Below are 14,066 nucleotides of genomic sequence, written 5' to 3'. Positions count from 1 at the left end.
GCGCATACACTGCGTCGAACTGCCGCATTCCTTCATCTGCCTGTCTACCATCAAGACGGATGCACCGCGTCAGCGTCATTTTTCTCACCGTTCATTAGCGTGGCTGCTCGACATGGATCACCAGTTACCCGCTCGACTCAGATCGCTGCAGGAAATCACCGCCGCTCTGGTTGAGGCGCGAATCGCGCCCCAGGCCTCGCTTGTCGATGAGACCAGCCAATGGCCTGCGCATTCCATGAAAGCATTGGGCGAAGCCGGTCTGTTGGGATTGATGGTGCCCGAAGCGCTCGGCGGTCACGGCCAGGGGCTGCTCGGATTGAGTGTCATCACTGAAACCATTGCCGCTGCCTGCCCGTCCTCGGCGCTGTGTTTCGGCATGCATTGCGTGGGCACCGCGGTCATTGCCGCCAAGGCCACCGAGTTTCAGCAGCAGCGGTATCTGCGCGAGATCGCTGAAGGCCGCCACATCACGACGCTGGCGCTGTCCGAGCACGGCTCCGGCGCGCATTTCTACCTGCCAGAAACCACTCTCGATATTGAGGCCGACGGCTTTCGACTCAGTGGCACCAAGCAGTTCGTGACCAATGGCGGACAGGCCGATTCCTACGTCGTTTCGACCGTGGCTCGCGATGATCAGGGCGATTCCGGCGACTTCAGCTGCGTGATCGTCGACCGGGATGCACATGGCGTGACCTGGCTCGATCACTGGAAAGGTTTCGGCATGCGCGGCAACTCGTCCCGGCCGATGCGCCTGGAGCAGACCCGCGTGCCCCAGGAGAACCTGCTGGGCGAGAAGGGCGATCAGGTCTGGTACGTGTTCGAAGTGGTGGCGCCGTTCTTCCTCATGGCCATGGCCGGCACCTACCTGGGCCTCGCTCAGGCCGCGCTGGACGCCGCCGGTGAACACCTTCGTGCTCGACGCTATAGCCATTCCGGCGAATCGCTGCGGGATGTGGAGAGCCTGCAGGTGCGCTACGCCGAGATGTGGACGGCGGTGGAGAAAACCCGCGCGCTGATACGCGAGGCCGGCCGTCGCGGCGACACGGGCCATCCCGATGCGCTGCCCTGGATACTCTCGTGCAAGGCGGACGCCGGCGAAACGGCCGTGTGGCTCGCCAATGAGACGATGACCATCTGCGGCGGTGCCGCTTACCGCGACAACAGCCGGATCGCGCAGGTGCTGCGCGACGCACGTGCCGCTCACGTCATGAGCCCGACCACCGATTTGCTGAAGCAGTGGACCGGGCGCAGCTTGCTCGGTTTGCCGCTGCTTTGAGCCTGCCTGTGAACATCGACTCGATTGTTCTGATCGCCGCCATAGATGCGGACGGCGCTCAGGCAGACGAGCCGCAGCAGTTGCTGCAAGACCTTGCCATGGAGCGAGGGCTGGAGCTTGAGGTTATCAGCGAGACCGTGCTCGCCGGCTCGGTTGCCGCACTCAACGCTTACGCCGAGCCCGCGCTCCTGCTGCTGGCGCCCGGCGTGCACCGGCCCCTGGCGACTGCCAGGGCCATACGGAGCTATTGGCGCGATTGCGAACTGATGTTTCTCTGCCGCGTCGGTGAGCTCGAACAGTTGCGCCGCGATCTGGGCATCGCGCTGCTCATCGGTTCGCACTGGTCCATCGTCGAGATGGAGCCGGCGCTGCTCGAGCGAGACGTCATTCAGGCCCTCGCCGCGACCCGGCGGCGGCAACGTCTGCGCACGACGCTGGATCAGGCCAATGCCACCATCAGCGCGCCGCACGGCTTGCACACAGGTCGCGCACGGCGCCGGCTGGATGCCGACTACTACCTCCACCACTTCATCGATGCCGCACCGGATGCCATCGTCGGGCTCGACGCAAGCCTGGCGGTGCTCTACTGGAGCGCAGGCGCCAAGGAGTTGTTCCAGCTGCCCATACGCGATGCTGTAAGGCTCACGGTGCGACAGTTGCCGTTCTGGTCGCAGCAATTGCAGACCGAGATGGAGCGGGTTCTCGACGGCGCGGGCCCACTGTCGCTCGAGCATGGCTGCACAATCGATGACACCGAGCTGATGCTGGAACTGATCGGTTCGGCCGTGCGCGATGGTGAACAGCAGATCATCGGGGTGTCGCTGAACATACGCGACATCACCGCTCAGACTGCCGAGCGGCGTGCAACGGCTGAGCGCGGCCGGGCACTGACCGAAGAGCGCCAGCACCTGCACCGGCTGTTCGATCAGGCGCCGGGCTTCATCGTGATCACCCAGGGCGCCGATCATGTGGTGGAGATTGCCAACCGGGCCTTTCATCAACTGATCGGGCAGCGCGACGTCGTCGGCAAGCCGGCCACCCAGGCGTTCCCTCGGATCGAAGGCCAGGATCTGGCCCTGCTGCTGCAGCAGGTCTATATCACCCGGCGGCCCTACGTGGGACGCAGCACGCCGGTGCTGGTCAGCCGGCGTAAGGATGAGCAGACCGAGCGACGATTCGTCGATTTCATTTTCCAGCCCGTGCTGACCGAGCACGGCCAGCTCACCGGCATCTTCTGCCAGGGCCACGATGTCACCCAGCAGATCCTCGCCCAGCAGGCGCTGCAACAGTCGCAGGACAATCTGCTGCAACTGGTCAACGAGCGCACCCGCGAACTCGAGCAGAGCCGGCAGGCGCTGTACCAGTCGCAGAAACTCGAAGCCATCGGCAAGCTCACCGGCGGCGTCGCTCACGACTTCAACAACGTGTTGCAGGTTATCGCTGGCAACCTGCAGCTATTGCGTCCGATGCTGTTCCAGGCGCAAGTCCCGGCGAACCGGCTGGACGCCGCGGCCCATGCCGTTGATCGCGGGGCCAAACTGGCGGCCGAATTGCTCGCCTTTGCGCGCCGGCAACCGTTGCGGCCGATGCCTACCAACCTCGGCCGTTTGCTGCGCAACATGGACGAGCTGTTGCGCCAGGCGCTGGGCGAAATGGTGGAAATCGAGACCATCGTGGCCGGCGGTCTCTGGACCACCATGGTCGATCCCAATCAGCTGGAAAACGTGCTGCTGAACCTGGCCATCAACGCCCGCGACGCCATGGGCAATGGCGGCAAGCTGACCCTCGAACTGAGCAATGCCATGCTCGACGAGTTTTATGCGCAAACCCAGATTGACGTCGAACCCGGCCAGTACGTGATGTTGGCAGTATCGGACACCGGCACTGGCATGACCGATCAGACCGCCGAGCGCGCCTTCGAACCTTTCTACACCACCAAGCCGGAGGGCGAGGGCACCGGGCTCGGGCTGAGCATGGCCTACGGGTTCGCCAAGCAGAGCGGCGGGCATATCCGGCTCTACAGCGAGTTAGGCAGCGGCACCACGGTCAAGCTCTACCTGCCGCGCACTGACCAACCGGAAGTGGTCGCCGTGACGCTTCCCGTTGGACCCGCGGTAGGTGGCACCGAGACGATCCTGGTGGTCGAGGACGACCTGGCGGTACAGGCAACCGTCATCGAACTGCTGTCCGGCCTGGGCTATCGCGTGCTGAGGGCCAACGATGCGCAGAGTGCGTTGAGCATCCTGCAGAGCGGCATGGCCATCGACCTGCTGTTCACCGACGTGGTCATGCCCGGCAAGCTCAGCAGCACAGAGCTGGTACGCCAGGCGAAGCTGCTGTTGCCGGACATCGCCGTACTGTTTACCTCGGGCTACACCCGCAACGCCATCGTCCATGGCGGCAAACTGGATGCCGGCGTGGAGTTGCTGAGCAAGCCTTATCGTCAGGAAGACCTGGCGCGCAAGATCCGCCAATTGCTGGGTGAGCGTGAGCGGCCGATGCTCCCGGACGCCGAGCCCGAAGGTAGCGGCGTGCCGTCCCGACGCAGCGCGTTGGTCATCGAGGATCAGCTGCAATTGCTCTCGCTGACCTGCGAAATGCTCGAGGAACTGGGCGTCGTCGCGGTTGGTTTTCCCAGCGCCGAAGAAGCGGCTGGCGCGCTGGAACAAGCACACTTCGACTACTTGCTGGTGGACCTGAACTTGCCCGGCATGTCCGGCCGCGAGTTCGCCGCGCTGGCACTTCAGGCGCAGCCAGAACTGCGCGTGGTGTTCGTCTCGGGTGATGGCGTGATCGAGAGCGAGCTGTCCGCCCGCTCTCTGCCCAAGCCGTTCAGCTTCGACCAGCTCGCCGAGATCCTACAGCCGTAAGATTGCCGCCGTGCGCCTGTGGGCGGGCGCCGCTGCGTGATAACCCATGCAGGCCGATGGCGATAGGCGCCGCCAGGGCCAGCCAGCTCAGCCAGTCGCCCGCGCCTTCGGACACCAGTCCGGCGATCAGCCCGAAGGTGGACACCACGCCGATCAGCACCGGCCACAGCCAGATGCGCATCATGAGCGTACCTCCGTCGTGCCGCGCTTGATCCACAAGTACAGGCCGCTGCCCAGCACGACGATAGTGAGGATATCCAGCAGTCCCCACAGGAACTTGAGCGGCAGGCCGCCGTAGTCACCGAAGTGCAACGGTTCTGAGAGCTGCAGCGCAGTGACGTACCAGGGCCGGGCGCCGGCTTCGAGCACCTCGCCATTGGCCGGATCGACCAGCAGCGCCTGGGTCAGGCGGGAAGTCAGCGGCGTGTCGCCGCGCAGGATCACCGCGACGTGCTCCGGCGTGGCGCGCAGTGTGCCGGGGTAGGCAATCATCGACACAGCCATGTCCGGCGCCGCAGCCAGCACGCGATCGACCGCAGTCTGCAAGGAGCCATCAGCGGCTGGCGCGTCACTGGCATCGGTGGCCAGCAGTACCCGCGTTTCACCGGCCTGCAGCGCGGCGACCTGTTCGGCCTGCCAGGCCTCAAAAATCAGATCCGCCCAGGTATTGATCACCCCGGTGAAACCAACCGCCAAGGCCCACACCAGGGTGACGATGCCGAGCAGGTTGTGCAGATCCAACCAGCGGGTGCGTGCAGTGCGTTCCTGACGCACCTCGCCGAAGCGCAGCTTGCGCATGAACGGCGCGTAGAGCACCACGCCGGAGATGATCGCCACCATCAGCAGCAGCCCCATGGCTCCGAGAAACAGCTTGCCGGCCAGCCCCGCGTAGAGGTCGACGTGCAGGCGGTACATCACGCTCATGAAGCCTTCGTCGAAGTTCGGCGCGCCGAGTACCTCGGCGGTGCGGGCATCGGAGAGGATTAGCGTCGATTCACTCTCGTCCGTATCAACTCGGGTATCGAGCTTGACGTACCAGACGTCCGGCTCGTCTTCTTCAGCGAAGAAATACAGCGGCACCAGCCCCTGATAGGCCTCGACCGCCTTGGCGGCGACCTGGTCCACTGAAGCGCGCGGTGTGCCTTCGGGCATCGCCGGCGCTTCGATCTCGTCGCCGGCCAAGTGCTCGATCTCATGCGAAAACACCAGCGGCAGACCGGTCAGGCACAACATTAGGATGAACAGCGTAGAGACGAGGCTGGACCACTTGTGGACCCAGCCCCACCGCCGCAGGTTGACTGCCTGCATCAGAAGTCGACCGTGGCGCTGACCGAGAGCGTGCGTGGGGTGCCAAGGACGAGGTAGCCCTGATCAGCGTAGCCGCCGGCCGAGGCCCAGTAGTCGCGGCCGGTAACGTTGTCCAGTCGCGCGCGCAAGGTCACGTCGCGATCCTCGACGACCATGCGGTAGCGGGCGCCTAGGTCGAAGCGGGTCCAGGCGGGCACTTCCAGATCATTCGCAGCGTCGGCGTACTGCCGGCCGGTATAGATCACCCGGCTGGTCAGGGTGAGACCGTCCAGGCCCGGCACATCCCATTCGCCGCCCACATTGGCCTGGGTGCGTGGGACGCCGATCGCACGATTACCCTCGTTGACGCCATTCTCGGTACTGGCCAGCTCGCCATCGAGTAGGGTCAGACCGCCGAGCAGTCGCACACCATAGGTCGGCTCGCCGAACACCGAAAGCTCTATACCGCGATTGCGCTGTTCGCCGCCGTCGGTGAATACGGCGTTTTCCACAGTGCTGAATGGCCGGTCGGTGGTGAACAACGCCAAGCTTCCGCCCAGGTGGCCCCCGTCGTACTTGATGCCTACCTCGGTCTGTTCAGAGACGTAGGGCTGCAGAGCGTCGCCGGGATTGCTGATCGCAACGCCGCCGCTGTTGGCTGGGGCGATGTCGCCCTTGACCAATCCTTCAATGTAATTGGCATAGACCGACAGATCGTCGGACAGCTGATACACCACGCCAGCGACCGGGCTGGTCTTGTAGCGGTTGTAGGAGGACAGGCGATTGCCGCTGTTGTAATCATAGGCCTTGGCTTCAATGCCCTGACGACGGGCGCCGAGGGTTACCAAGAGGCGGTCGTCCATGAAACCGAGCGTGTCGGCAATCGCCAGGCTTTGCGTGTGGGTACGCTCGGTCACATGGGGATCGGACATCGAGCCGCCTATAAGGGCATCGGCCGCGGGCATGGCTGCATCGTAGGGATCGTTCAAGTCACCAGCGAAACCGGCGAAGCTGGAAAATGCATAAGCATTGCGAGCCTCGATATCGAACATCGCCGCCGACATCACCAGCTCGTGGGATACCGGGCCGGTAAAGGTGCGCGCCCGAACGCCCACTTCGCTCGTGAACACCTCTTCCTCACGGATGTTGTCGAAGCGGTAGGCCGAGGTAACGCCCGAAGCTGTAGCCCTCGGGTTGGCCAACCGGTTCTGCTCTTCGCCTTCACGTATGCCGGCCGCCAGCCAGCCCGTCACGGCGTCCGAGAAGTCGTATTCGGCGCGGAAGGTGCCGAAGGTCTGCTTTTCCTTCGAGTAGGTCCAGGATTGGGCGAAATTGTCGTCGGCATCTGGTGCGCTGGGCACGCCACCGCTGGGCGTGACGTTCGGCCGTGGCTGGTCGATGAAGTGGTACTGGTGACCGATGTCACTGGAGAGGCGGAAATTTTCGCCCTGGTAATCGAGGCCGAGGGCGAACATGTCGAGCGTGCGGTCCTCGTCTTCGACCGTGGTCTCGCCGGCGCGCTTGGCCGCGTTCAGGCGCACGCCGAAGCGATCCTCTTCGCCGAAACGGCGGGCGATGTCGGCATGGGTCATCGCCTGGCCACCGTTCTCGGCGCCAAGCGTCAGGCGCGTCAGCGGCTCGTTCGGCGCGCGCTTGGGCAGGATGTTGATCGCACCGCCAATGCCACTGCCACCTGGCGCGGCGCCATTGAGGAAAGTGTTCGCACCGCGGAACACTTCCACGCGCTCGATGAACTCGGCAGCCACGTACTGGCGCGGCAGCAGGCCGTAGAGCCCGTTGTAGGAGATGTCGTCGGAATACACCGGGAAGCCCCGTACCACGTACACCTCCTGGAAGTTGCCGAAGCCGCGTGCGACGCGCACCGACGGGTCGTTCTGGAGCACGTCCGACACACTACGCGCCTGCTGATCCTGGATCAGCTGCGAGGTGTAGGACGTCGAGGTGAACGGGGTTTCCATGTAGTCACGGTTGCCCAGAATCCCTACTCGCCCACCACGGGCCACCTGCTCGCCTGCGTAGGGTTGGGTCAGACCGTCGGCCGAGGCGTCGGCGCTGGCGGTGATCTCCACCGATTGCAATTCAACCGGTTCAGCTGCTGCCCCCTGAGCTTGGCTTTCGACTTCTTGAGCCATGAGCGGCGAGCCAGAGAAACTGGCGGCAAGGCAAACGGGCAGCAGTGCAGATTTACGCGAAAAGCGAAGAGTAGACATGGCGGACCTGACCGGACGTTGAACTGTGAGGATGGCGGATGATGGCGCGAAGAGCAGTTGAGAGCCTGTGCCATCCGAGAGCCACTATCGTATCTAAAAGATAACAGTTCGCAACCGTATTCTGTCCGGCGGCGTTGCCTCTAATCAGCCATCTTGGCGGCGCGGCGAGTCTGGCGCGCGCTTGCGCGACTTCCGCACCTTCGTAAAAAAACTGGTTGGGTCTGTCGATCCGGGAATACACCAGACGACTAGCTGGTGAACACCCCGTTCAACCACGACGACAGGAGACGGACATGAACGACCAGAACCGCCAGGACGAGAGCGCCATTCGCCAATTGCACGAGGCCTTCGAACAAGCCACCAAGACCAAGGATCTCGACCGGATCATGGCGCAGTACGCCAACGACATAGTCGCCTTCGATGCGGTTGGCGCACTGCAATTCAAGGGCGTAGACGCGTACCGCGCGCACTGGCAGCGCTGCTTCGAGTTTTGCCAGGGCGAAGGCTTCTTCGAGACCCATGAGCTGCATGTGGATGTAGGCGGCGAGCTGGCCTGCAGCCGCATGCTTACCCACTGCGGTGGCCCCAATGCTGAAGGCGAGATGCAAACGGCCTGGATGCGCGGCACGCGGGTCTGGGCTCGGCGAGACGGGGAGTGGAAGGTGATTCACGAGCATTTCTCGATGCCCTTCGATATGCAGACCGGGCAGGTGTGCATGGATCAGGCACCGTCGCAGCAGCAGGTTGGTTGAGGCACTCTCGCGACCTTCGTCGCGCGAGCAGGCGAGGTTCGTCACCGGCTGCTAGCTTTTCTGCGTTGCCGGCAGACGGAGCCCCGCCATGAACTACCTGTGCCTGATTTATTACGATGAACAGCGTGTGGATGAGATGACCGACGAGCAGTGGCATGCGCTGGTCGCGCGTTGCCTGAGTTGCGGCGAGGAGCTGCGCGCCAGCGGCCACATGCTCGCCGGTGAACCGTTGCAGTCGGTGCGCACTGCGCGCACGGTGCGCGTGCGTGATGGCGTCACCTCGGTGGTCGACGGCCCCTTCGCCGAAACCCGCGAGCAGCTGGCGGGTTTCTACCTGATCGAGGCGGCTGACCAGCAGGAGGCGGAAGCCATCGCAGCGAAGATCCCGCCGGCCAGCCTCGGCTGCGTCGAGGTTCGGCCGCTGCGCCAGCTGCCGCAGCGCTGAGATGCCGCTGACGGGACCCGCTAGCGCGGCGCGGATCGAGGCAATCTACCGAAGCGAGTCGCGCCGAGTGCTGGCCACGCTGATTCGTCTGCTGGGCGATTTTGATCGCGCCGAGGAAGCCTTGCAGGACGCCTTTGCCGCCGCGCTTCAGCAGTGGCCGCGCGATGGCGTTCCGGACAATCCACGCGCCTGGCTGGTTTCTGCTGGCCGCTTCAAGGCGATCGACGCCCTGCGCCGCCGTGCGCGCTTCGATGCCTCGCTACGGCTGCTGGCCGAACAGCTGGAAGACGCGGCGCAGGCAGTGGAGGTCGACGAGATGGAAGACGATCGTCTGCGGCTGATCTTCACCTGCTGCCATCCGGCGTTGCCGGCCGATGGGCGGGTGGCGCTGACCCTGCGTGAAGTTTGCGACCTCACTACCGAAGAGATCGCCCGCGCGTTTCTTGCTCCGCCGGCGACCATCGCCCAGCGCATCGTGCGCGCCAAAGCGAAGATCCGTGACGCACAGCTGCCGTATCGGGTGCCGGAGCGTGACGAGCTGCCGGCGCGGCTGGAGAGTGTGCTGCGGGTGATCTATCTAGTGTTCAACGAAGGTTACAGCGCGTCGGCCGGTACTGAGCTGACCCGTGCCGACCTCTGCACCGAGGCGATCCGGCTGGGTCGATTGTTACTCGAATTGCTGCCCGACACCGAAGCGATGGGCCTGTTGGCGCTGATGCTGTTACACGACTCCCGCCGCGCCGCGCGCACCGATGATGCCGGTGAACTGGTGCGACTCGACGAACAGGATCGCAGCCGCTGGAACCAGTCGCAGATCGCCGAAGGCTCGGTACTTGTGCAGCGCGCGCTGGCTTCGCGGCGCATAGGTCCCTATACCTTGCAGGCGGCCATCGTCGCCGTGCACGCCGAGGCGCCGAGCGCGGCGGCGACCGATTGGGCGCAGATCGTCGGGCTCTATGACCTTCTGCTGCGCATCAGCCCGTCTCCGGTGATCGAGCTGAACCGCGGCGTTGCGCTGGCCATGCGCGACGGTCCCGAAGCAGGGCTGGAAGTGATCGACGAACTGCTGGATCGTGGCGAATTGCGTGATTACCACTTGCTGCACTCGGCCCGCGCGGACTTCTGCCGCCGCCTTGGCCGCCTGCCCGAGGCTCGCGAGGCGTACCGGATCGCCTTGGCACTGGCCCAGCTGGAGCCTGAAAAACGCTTCTTGCAGCAGCGGCTGGAGGAGCTGAACGTTGCCGATTGAGGCATCGTTGAGAAGGTATCGTGCAGCACCCAACTCAGCGGCAACCGCGGATCACGCTTTCATAGGAGCCAGCTTGCTGGCGATCGAGACCCCCGCGGTGCCGAAGTGATCGCCAGCAAGCTGGCTCCTACAGGGGTGCGGTGCCTGCACCGGCTGATTCATCGGTGGCTGTCCACGATCACCGCTCTAGCGGGCCAGCATCCTACACCCAGCTAAGTGGCAAACCGCGAATCACGCTTTCGTAGGAGCCAGCTTGCTGGCGATCCAGACCTCCGCGGCGCCGAAGCGATCGCCAGCAAGCTGGCTCCTACAGGAGCGCGGTGCCTGCACCGGCTGATCCATCGGTGGCCGTCTACGATCCGCTCTAGCGGGCCAGCATCCTGCACCCAACTCAGCGGCAAACCGCGGATCGTGCTTTTTGTAGGAGCCAGCTTGCTGGCGATCCAGGCCTCCGCGGTGCCGAAGCGATCGCCAGCAAGCTGGCTCCTACAGGATGGGCTGGATGCCGGAGCTAGCCCTTTTTGATCGGACTACGCTCACCCCCATCCCATCCCCCACACCGGGTCTGCGACCGGATATCAAGTATCGGTGGTGCCGGCGGGGAGGTAGTCGCTGCGGCTGAGGCCGTGGCGTTGCATCTTTTCGTTAAGGGTGCGGCGGGGCAGTTGCAGTTGCGTCATGACTTCGCTGATGTTGCCTTTGTGCTGCTGCAGCGCGCTGTTCAGGCATTGCGCCTCAAAGGCTTCCATCTGCTCGGCCAGCGAACTGCCGGCGGTGGCGAGCGGGTTGCTGGCAGCAGGCGGCGGCGTAAGGCCCAGAGCATGACGTTCCGCGGCGTTGATCAGTTCGCGCACGTTGCCCGGCCAGTCGTGACTAAGCAGCTGGGCCAGTTCCGCCGGGCTGGCGGGAACCGGGTCGCGGCCATGGCGCTGCGCGGCCTGGGTGACGAAATGATCGAACAACAGCGGGATGTCCTCGCGGCGTGAGCGCAGCGGCGGGATATGCAGTTCAGCGACATTCAGCCGGTACAGCAGATCCTCGCGAAAGCGCCCGCCGCGGACCTCTTCGAGCAAGTCCGGCTTGGCGGCGCTGATCACTCGCAGGTCGACCTCGATGCTGCGGTTGGAGCCCAGGCGCTCCAGGGTCTTTTCCTGCAGCACGCGCAGCAGCTTGACCTGCTGCGCCAGCGGCATGCTTTCGATCTCGTCGAGAAACAGGGTGCCCCCGTGGGCATGCTCGATACGGCCGATGCGCTTGCCCTGAGCACCGGTGAAGGCGCCGCTTTCATGGCCGAAAAGTTCGCTCTCGAAGATGGTTTCCGGGATCGCCGCGCAGTTCAGCGCGACGAAGGGATTGCGCGCGCGCGGGCTGAAGTCGTGCAGGCAGCAGGCGACCTGTTCCTTGCCGCTACCGGTGTCGCCGCGGATCAGCACGTTGACGTTGGTGCCGGCCAGCTCCAGCACCTGGCGGCGAAGGGTTTCCATGCCGCGCGAGACGCCCAGCAGCATCGACTCGATGCGCCCTTTGCGGGTGAACTGTTCGCGCAACTGGCGGTTTTCACAGACCAGCCGGCGCTTGTCCTGCGCTCGGCGCACGCTGTCGAGCAAGCGTTCCGGGGTGAAGGGTTTTTCAATGAAGTCGTAGGCGCCCTGGCGCAGCGCCTGCACCGCCATCGGGACGTCGCCGTGCCCGGTGACCATGATGACCGGCAGCTCGGGGTCCAGCGCCACCAGCCGCTCCAGCAGGCCGAGGCCGTCGAGGTCAGGCATGCGCACGTCACTGATCAGCACGCCGGCGAAGTCGCGGTCGATGACGCCCAGTGCCTCCTTCGCGCTGGCGCAGGTGCGCACGCTGTAGCCGGACAGCTCCAGCCACTGCTGTACGGCCTGGCGGATCGCTGCCTCGTCATCGATGAAGATCACCTGACCGCTCATGTCTCACTCCCCTATGCGAAACGCCAGTCTACTCGGCGGCAACCGATTCGGCCGCCGGCAGGTGCAGTTCGAACACCGCGCCGTGGGCATCATTGTGCGCCTCCAGCGTGCCGCCCAGATCACGGACGATGCCGTAGGACACCGCCAGCCCGAGGCCCAAACCCTGGCCTACCGGCTTGGTGGTGAAGAAGGGCTCGAATACCTGCTCGAGGTGTTCACCCGCGATACCACCGCCGCTGTCGGCAACCCGCAGCGTCCAGCCGTTATGAACCTGTTCGCAACTGATGCGCAGCTGGCGCACCTGAGCGCCCTGCATGGCGTCCAGAGCATTGGTCAGCAGATTGATCAGGACCTGCTCCAGGCGGATGGCGTCGCCGCTTACCCAGGCCTGCGTCTGAACTTCGCAGGACACCTCGACCGCTTCGCTGCGAATCCGTGGTGCCAGCAACTGCAGCGCCTGGTCCAGCACGTCCAATAAGCTCAGACGCTGGCGCAGGCCAGCGGGGCTCTTGCGCGCGAATGTCTTCAGGTGGCTGGTCAATGCCGCCATGCGCTCGACCAGTCCTTCGACCTGGGCGATGCCTTCTTTCACGGCCTCGGTGCGACCGCTGTCGAGTAGCAGGCGCTGACTGGCCAGCTGCATGCGCAACGCCGTCAGCGGCTGGTTGATCTCGTGGGCGAGCGCCGCGGACATCTGGCCCAGCGCGGCCATGCGCGCGGCGTGTACCAGTTCGTCCTGGGCGGTGTGCAGCTCGCGGGTGCGCTCCTCGACCAGCCGCTCCAGTTCGCTGCGGTTGCGTTGTTCGATGCGGCGGGTCTTGCGCCTCTGGGCGAGAAACAGCAGCAGAAAGGCCAGCGTCATCCACACGCCCGCAGCCGCCAGGCGATAGCTGCGCACGCTCGCGGCGACCTGCTGGGGCTCCTGCAACAGGTGCAGGGTCCAGTCTTCTTCCGGCAATTGCAGCTGCTGCCAGAGGTAGACGCGACGGCCATCAGGGCCGTCGACCTGACGCCGTTCGCTGTCCCCGGCGATGCGTTGCAGTCGCTCGCTCGGCAGCGGCTGCAGGTTCTGCTCGGCGTATCGGCGCACCGCCACCAGACGCTCGCGCACCTCGTCGCTCAACGGTCGCAGGTAGCGGAAACGCCAGGCCGGGCGGTTGGTCAGGATGACGATTTGCAGCGAATCGGAAATCAGCAGAATGCCGGACTGACCGACCCACTCGCGCTGCATATCCTCCAGTTCCAGCTTGACCACCAGCACGCCGATCACCTCGCCCGCGGCATTCTTGACGGAGCTGGAGAGAAAGTACCCGGGGATTCCGGTGGTCACGCCGACGGCGAAGTATCGCCCTGAGTCATTCGCCAGGGCGTCGAGAAAGTAGGGGCGAAAGGCGTAGTTGTTGCCGACGAAGCTGCTCCAGTCGCGCCAGTTGCTGGCGGCCAGGGTTTCGCCGTGACGGTCCAGCAGATACAGCACCGAGGAGCCCGCCGCCTGGTTCTGTTCTTCCAGACGCAGGTTGAGCTGTTCGCGCAGGGCCTGGTCTTCCGGATTGCCCAGCAACCCCTGGATGTCGCTGTCCAGCGCCAGCAACGCCGGCACCGAACGGAAGCGCTCGACCTGCGTGTGGATGGCCTGGGCATAGAGCTGCAGCTGGCCGCGTGCCTCCTGGCTGCGCTCGTCCCAGGCGCGCTGCTCGGCAATCCGTCCGGCCCAGTACATGCACAGCACAAGGCCAAGCAGGATCAGGGCAACGATCAGGGCGACGCGGTAGCGGCTGGACAGTGCGGGCATGGTCGGCTCGGGCAGTGAGGCTGCATCTTAAGCCAGCAGCGCATCGGAAGGGAGACGCCTGCCCGAGCACCGCAACCGCCCAATCGATTCGATGATTCTCCCCGGTGCTACGGCTTGCTTCCAGATATCGCGCGCCAGAGCATCCCAGTCGCAGAGTGACCGGTGGGTGCGCTATCATCCGCGGCCTGTTTTTCTCTTCGCCCCGTCGAATCCCTGCTGAGCTAACCATG

At 64.6% G+C, this 14,066-nt stretch carries 10 protein-coding genes; 5 read left to right on the top strand and 5 right to left on the bottom strand.

What is annotated here, in order from left to right; all coding sequences use genetic code 11:
- Positions 1–112: 112 nt before the first annotated feature.
- Both NA619_RS18490 and NA619_RS18485 read left to right on the top strand, forming a co-directional pair.
- Positions 113–1,276 (top strand): acyl-CoA dehydrogenase family protein, encoded by a 1,164-nt coding sequence (locus NA619_RS18490; protein ID WP_255963266.1) that lies wholly within the window; start codon positions 113–115, stop codon positions 1,274–1,276.
- 8 nt (positions 1,277–1,284) lie between these two features.
- Positions 1,285–4,146, top strand: a complete 2,862-nt coding sequence (locus NA619_RS18485) for a response regulator (protein WP_423836849.1) — start codon at positions 1,285–1,287, stop codon at positions 4,144–4,146.
- On the opposite strand, the gene NA619_RS18480 is transcribed toward NA619_RS18485, so the two are convergent.
- Genes NA619_RS18480 through NA619_RS18470 form a run of 3 tightly spaced genes read right to left on the bottom strand, consistent with a single transcriptional unit; the run spans position 4,109 to position 7,664 of the window.
- Positions 4,109–4,330, bottom strand: a complete 222-nt coding sequence (locus tag NA619_RS18480; RefSeq protein ID WP_255963265.1) for a hypothetical protein — start codon at positions 4,328–4,330, stop codon at positions 4,109–4,111. The two genes, NA619_RS18485 and NA619_RS18480, sit on opposite strands and share 38 nt — an antisense overlap.
- On the bottom strand, positions 4,327–5,454 hold the full coding sequence (locus NA619_RS18475; protein WP_255963264.1) for a PepSY-associated TM helix domain-containing protein: 1,128 nt from the start codon (positions 5,452–5,454) through the stop codon (positions 4,327–4,329). The genes NA619_RS18480 and NA619_RS18475 overlap by 4 nt, the downstream gene beginning before the upstream one ends.
- Positions 5,454–7,664 carry a TonB-dependent receptor gene (locus NA619_RS18470; protein ID WP_255963263.1) on the bottom strand — a complete coding sequence of 737 codons (2,211 nt, stop codon included), beginning with the start codon at positions 7,662–7,664 and terminating at the stop codon, positions 5,454–5,456. The genes NA619_RS18475 and NA619_RS18470 overlap by 1 nt, the downstream gene beginning before the upstream one ends.
- Before the next feature lie 293 nt (positions 7,665–7,957).
- Here NA619_RS18470 and NA619_RS18465 point away from each other — a divergent pair, with 293 nt between their 5' ends.
- The 3 genes from NA619_RS18465 (at position 7,958) to NA619_RS18455 (ending at position 10,110) form a co-directional block, all read left to right on the top strand.
- A complete protein-coding gene (locus tag NA619_RS18465; RefSeq protein ID WP_255963262.1) occupies positions 7,958–8,416 on the top strand; it encodes a YybH family protein in 459 nt (152 codons plus the stop codon).
- Between the two features lie 88 nt (positions 8,417–8,504).
- On the top strand, positions 8,505–8,861 hold the full coding sequence (locus tag NA619_RS18460; RefSeq protein WP_255963261.1) for a YciI family protein: 357 nt from the start codon (positions 8,505–8,507) through the stop codon (positions 8,859–8,861).
- 1 nt (position 8,862) lies between these two features.
- On the top strand, positions 8,863–10,110 hold the full coding sequence (locus tag NA619_RS18455) for an RNA polymerase sigma factor (RefSeq protein WP_255963260.1): 1,248 nt from the start codon (positions 8,863–8,865) through the stop codon (positions 10,108–10,110).
- A 578-nt stretch (positions 10,111–10,688) separates the two neighbouring features.
- Here the strand turns inward: NA619_RS18455 and NA619_RS18450 are convergent.
- Both NA619_RS18450 and NA619_RS18445 read right to left on the bottom strand, forming a co-directional pair.
- Positions 10,689–12,044, bottom strand: coding sequence for a sigma-54-dependent transcriptional regulator (locus NA619_RS18450; protein WP_255963259.1), 1,356 nt, complete (start codon positions 12,042–12,044; stop codon positions 10,689–10,691).
- Between the two features lie 28 nt (positions 12,045–12,072).
- A complete protein-coding gene (locus tag NA619_RS18445; RefSeq protein WP_255963258.1) occupies positions 12,073–13,836 on the bottom strand; it encodes a sensor histidine kinase in 1,764 nt (587 codons plus the stop codon).
- Positions 13,837–14,066: the final 230 nt, after the last annotated feature.

It is taken from the genome of Stutzerimonas stutzeri (genome assembly GCF_024448895.1).
Taxonomy (GTDB): domain Bacteria; phylum Pseudomonadota; class Gammaproteobacteria; order Pseudomonadales; family Pseudomonadaceae; genus Stutzerimonas; species Stutzerimonas stutzeri_Q.
Note: the sequence above shows the minus strand (reverse complement) of the source record. Positions and strands in the feature narration are given on the sequence as shown.

Excerpts from the sequence above, each read along its gene's own strand:
- NA619_RS18480 (WP_255963265.1), bottom strand. The coding sequence starts at position 4,330 with ATGATGCGCATCTGGCTGTGGCCGGTGCTGATCGGCGTGGTGTCCACC.
- NA619_RS18475 (WP_255963264.1), bottom strand. The coding sequence starts at position 5,454 with ATGCAGGCAGTCAACCTGCGGCGGTGGGGCTGGGTCCACAAGTGGTCC.
- NA619_RS18445 (WP_255963258.1), bottom strand. The coding sequence starts at position 13,836 with ATGCCCGCACTGTCCAGCCGCTACCGCGTCGCCCTGATCGTTGCCCTG.
- NA619_RS18470 (WP_255963263.1), bottom strand. The coding sequence starts at position 7,664 with ATGTCTACTCTTCGCTTTTCGCGTAAATCTGCACTGCTGCCCGTTTGC.
- NA619_RS18455 (WP_255963260.1), top strand. The coding sequence starts at position 8,863 with ATGCCGCTGACGGGACCCGCTAGCGCGGCGCGGATCGAGGCAATCTAC.
- NA619_RS18465 (WP_255963262.1), top strand. The coding sequence starts at position 7,958 with ATGAACGACCAGAACCGCCAGGACGAGAGCGCCATTCGCCAATTGCAC.
- NA619_RS18460 (WP_255963261.1), top strand. The coding sequence starts at position 8,505 with ATGAACTACCTGTGCCTGATTTATTACGATGAACAGCGTGTGGATGAG.
- NA619_RS18450 (WP_255963259.1), bottom strand. The coding sequence starts at position 12,044 with ATGAGCGGTCAGGTGATCTTCATCGATGACGAGGCAGCGATCCGCCAG.
- NA619_RS18490 (WP_255963266.1), top strand. The coding sequence starts at position 113 with ATGGATCACCAGTTACCCGCTCGACTCAGATCGCTGCAGGAAATCACC.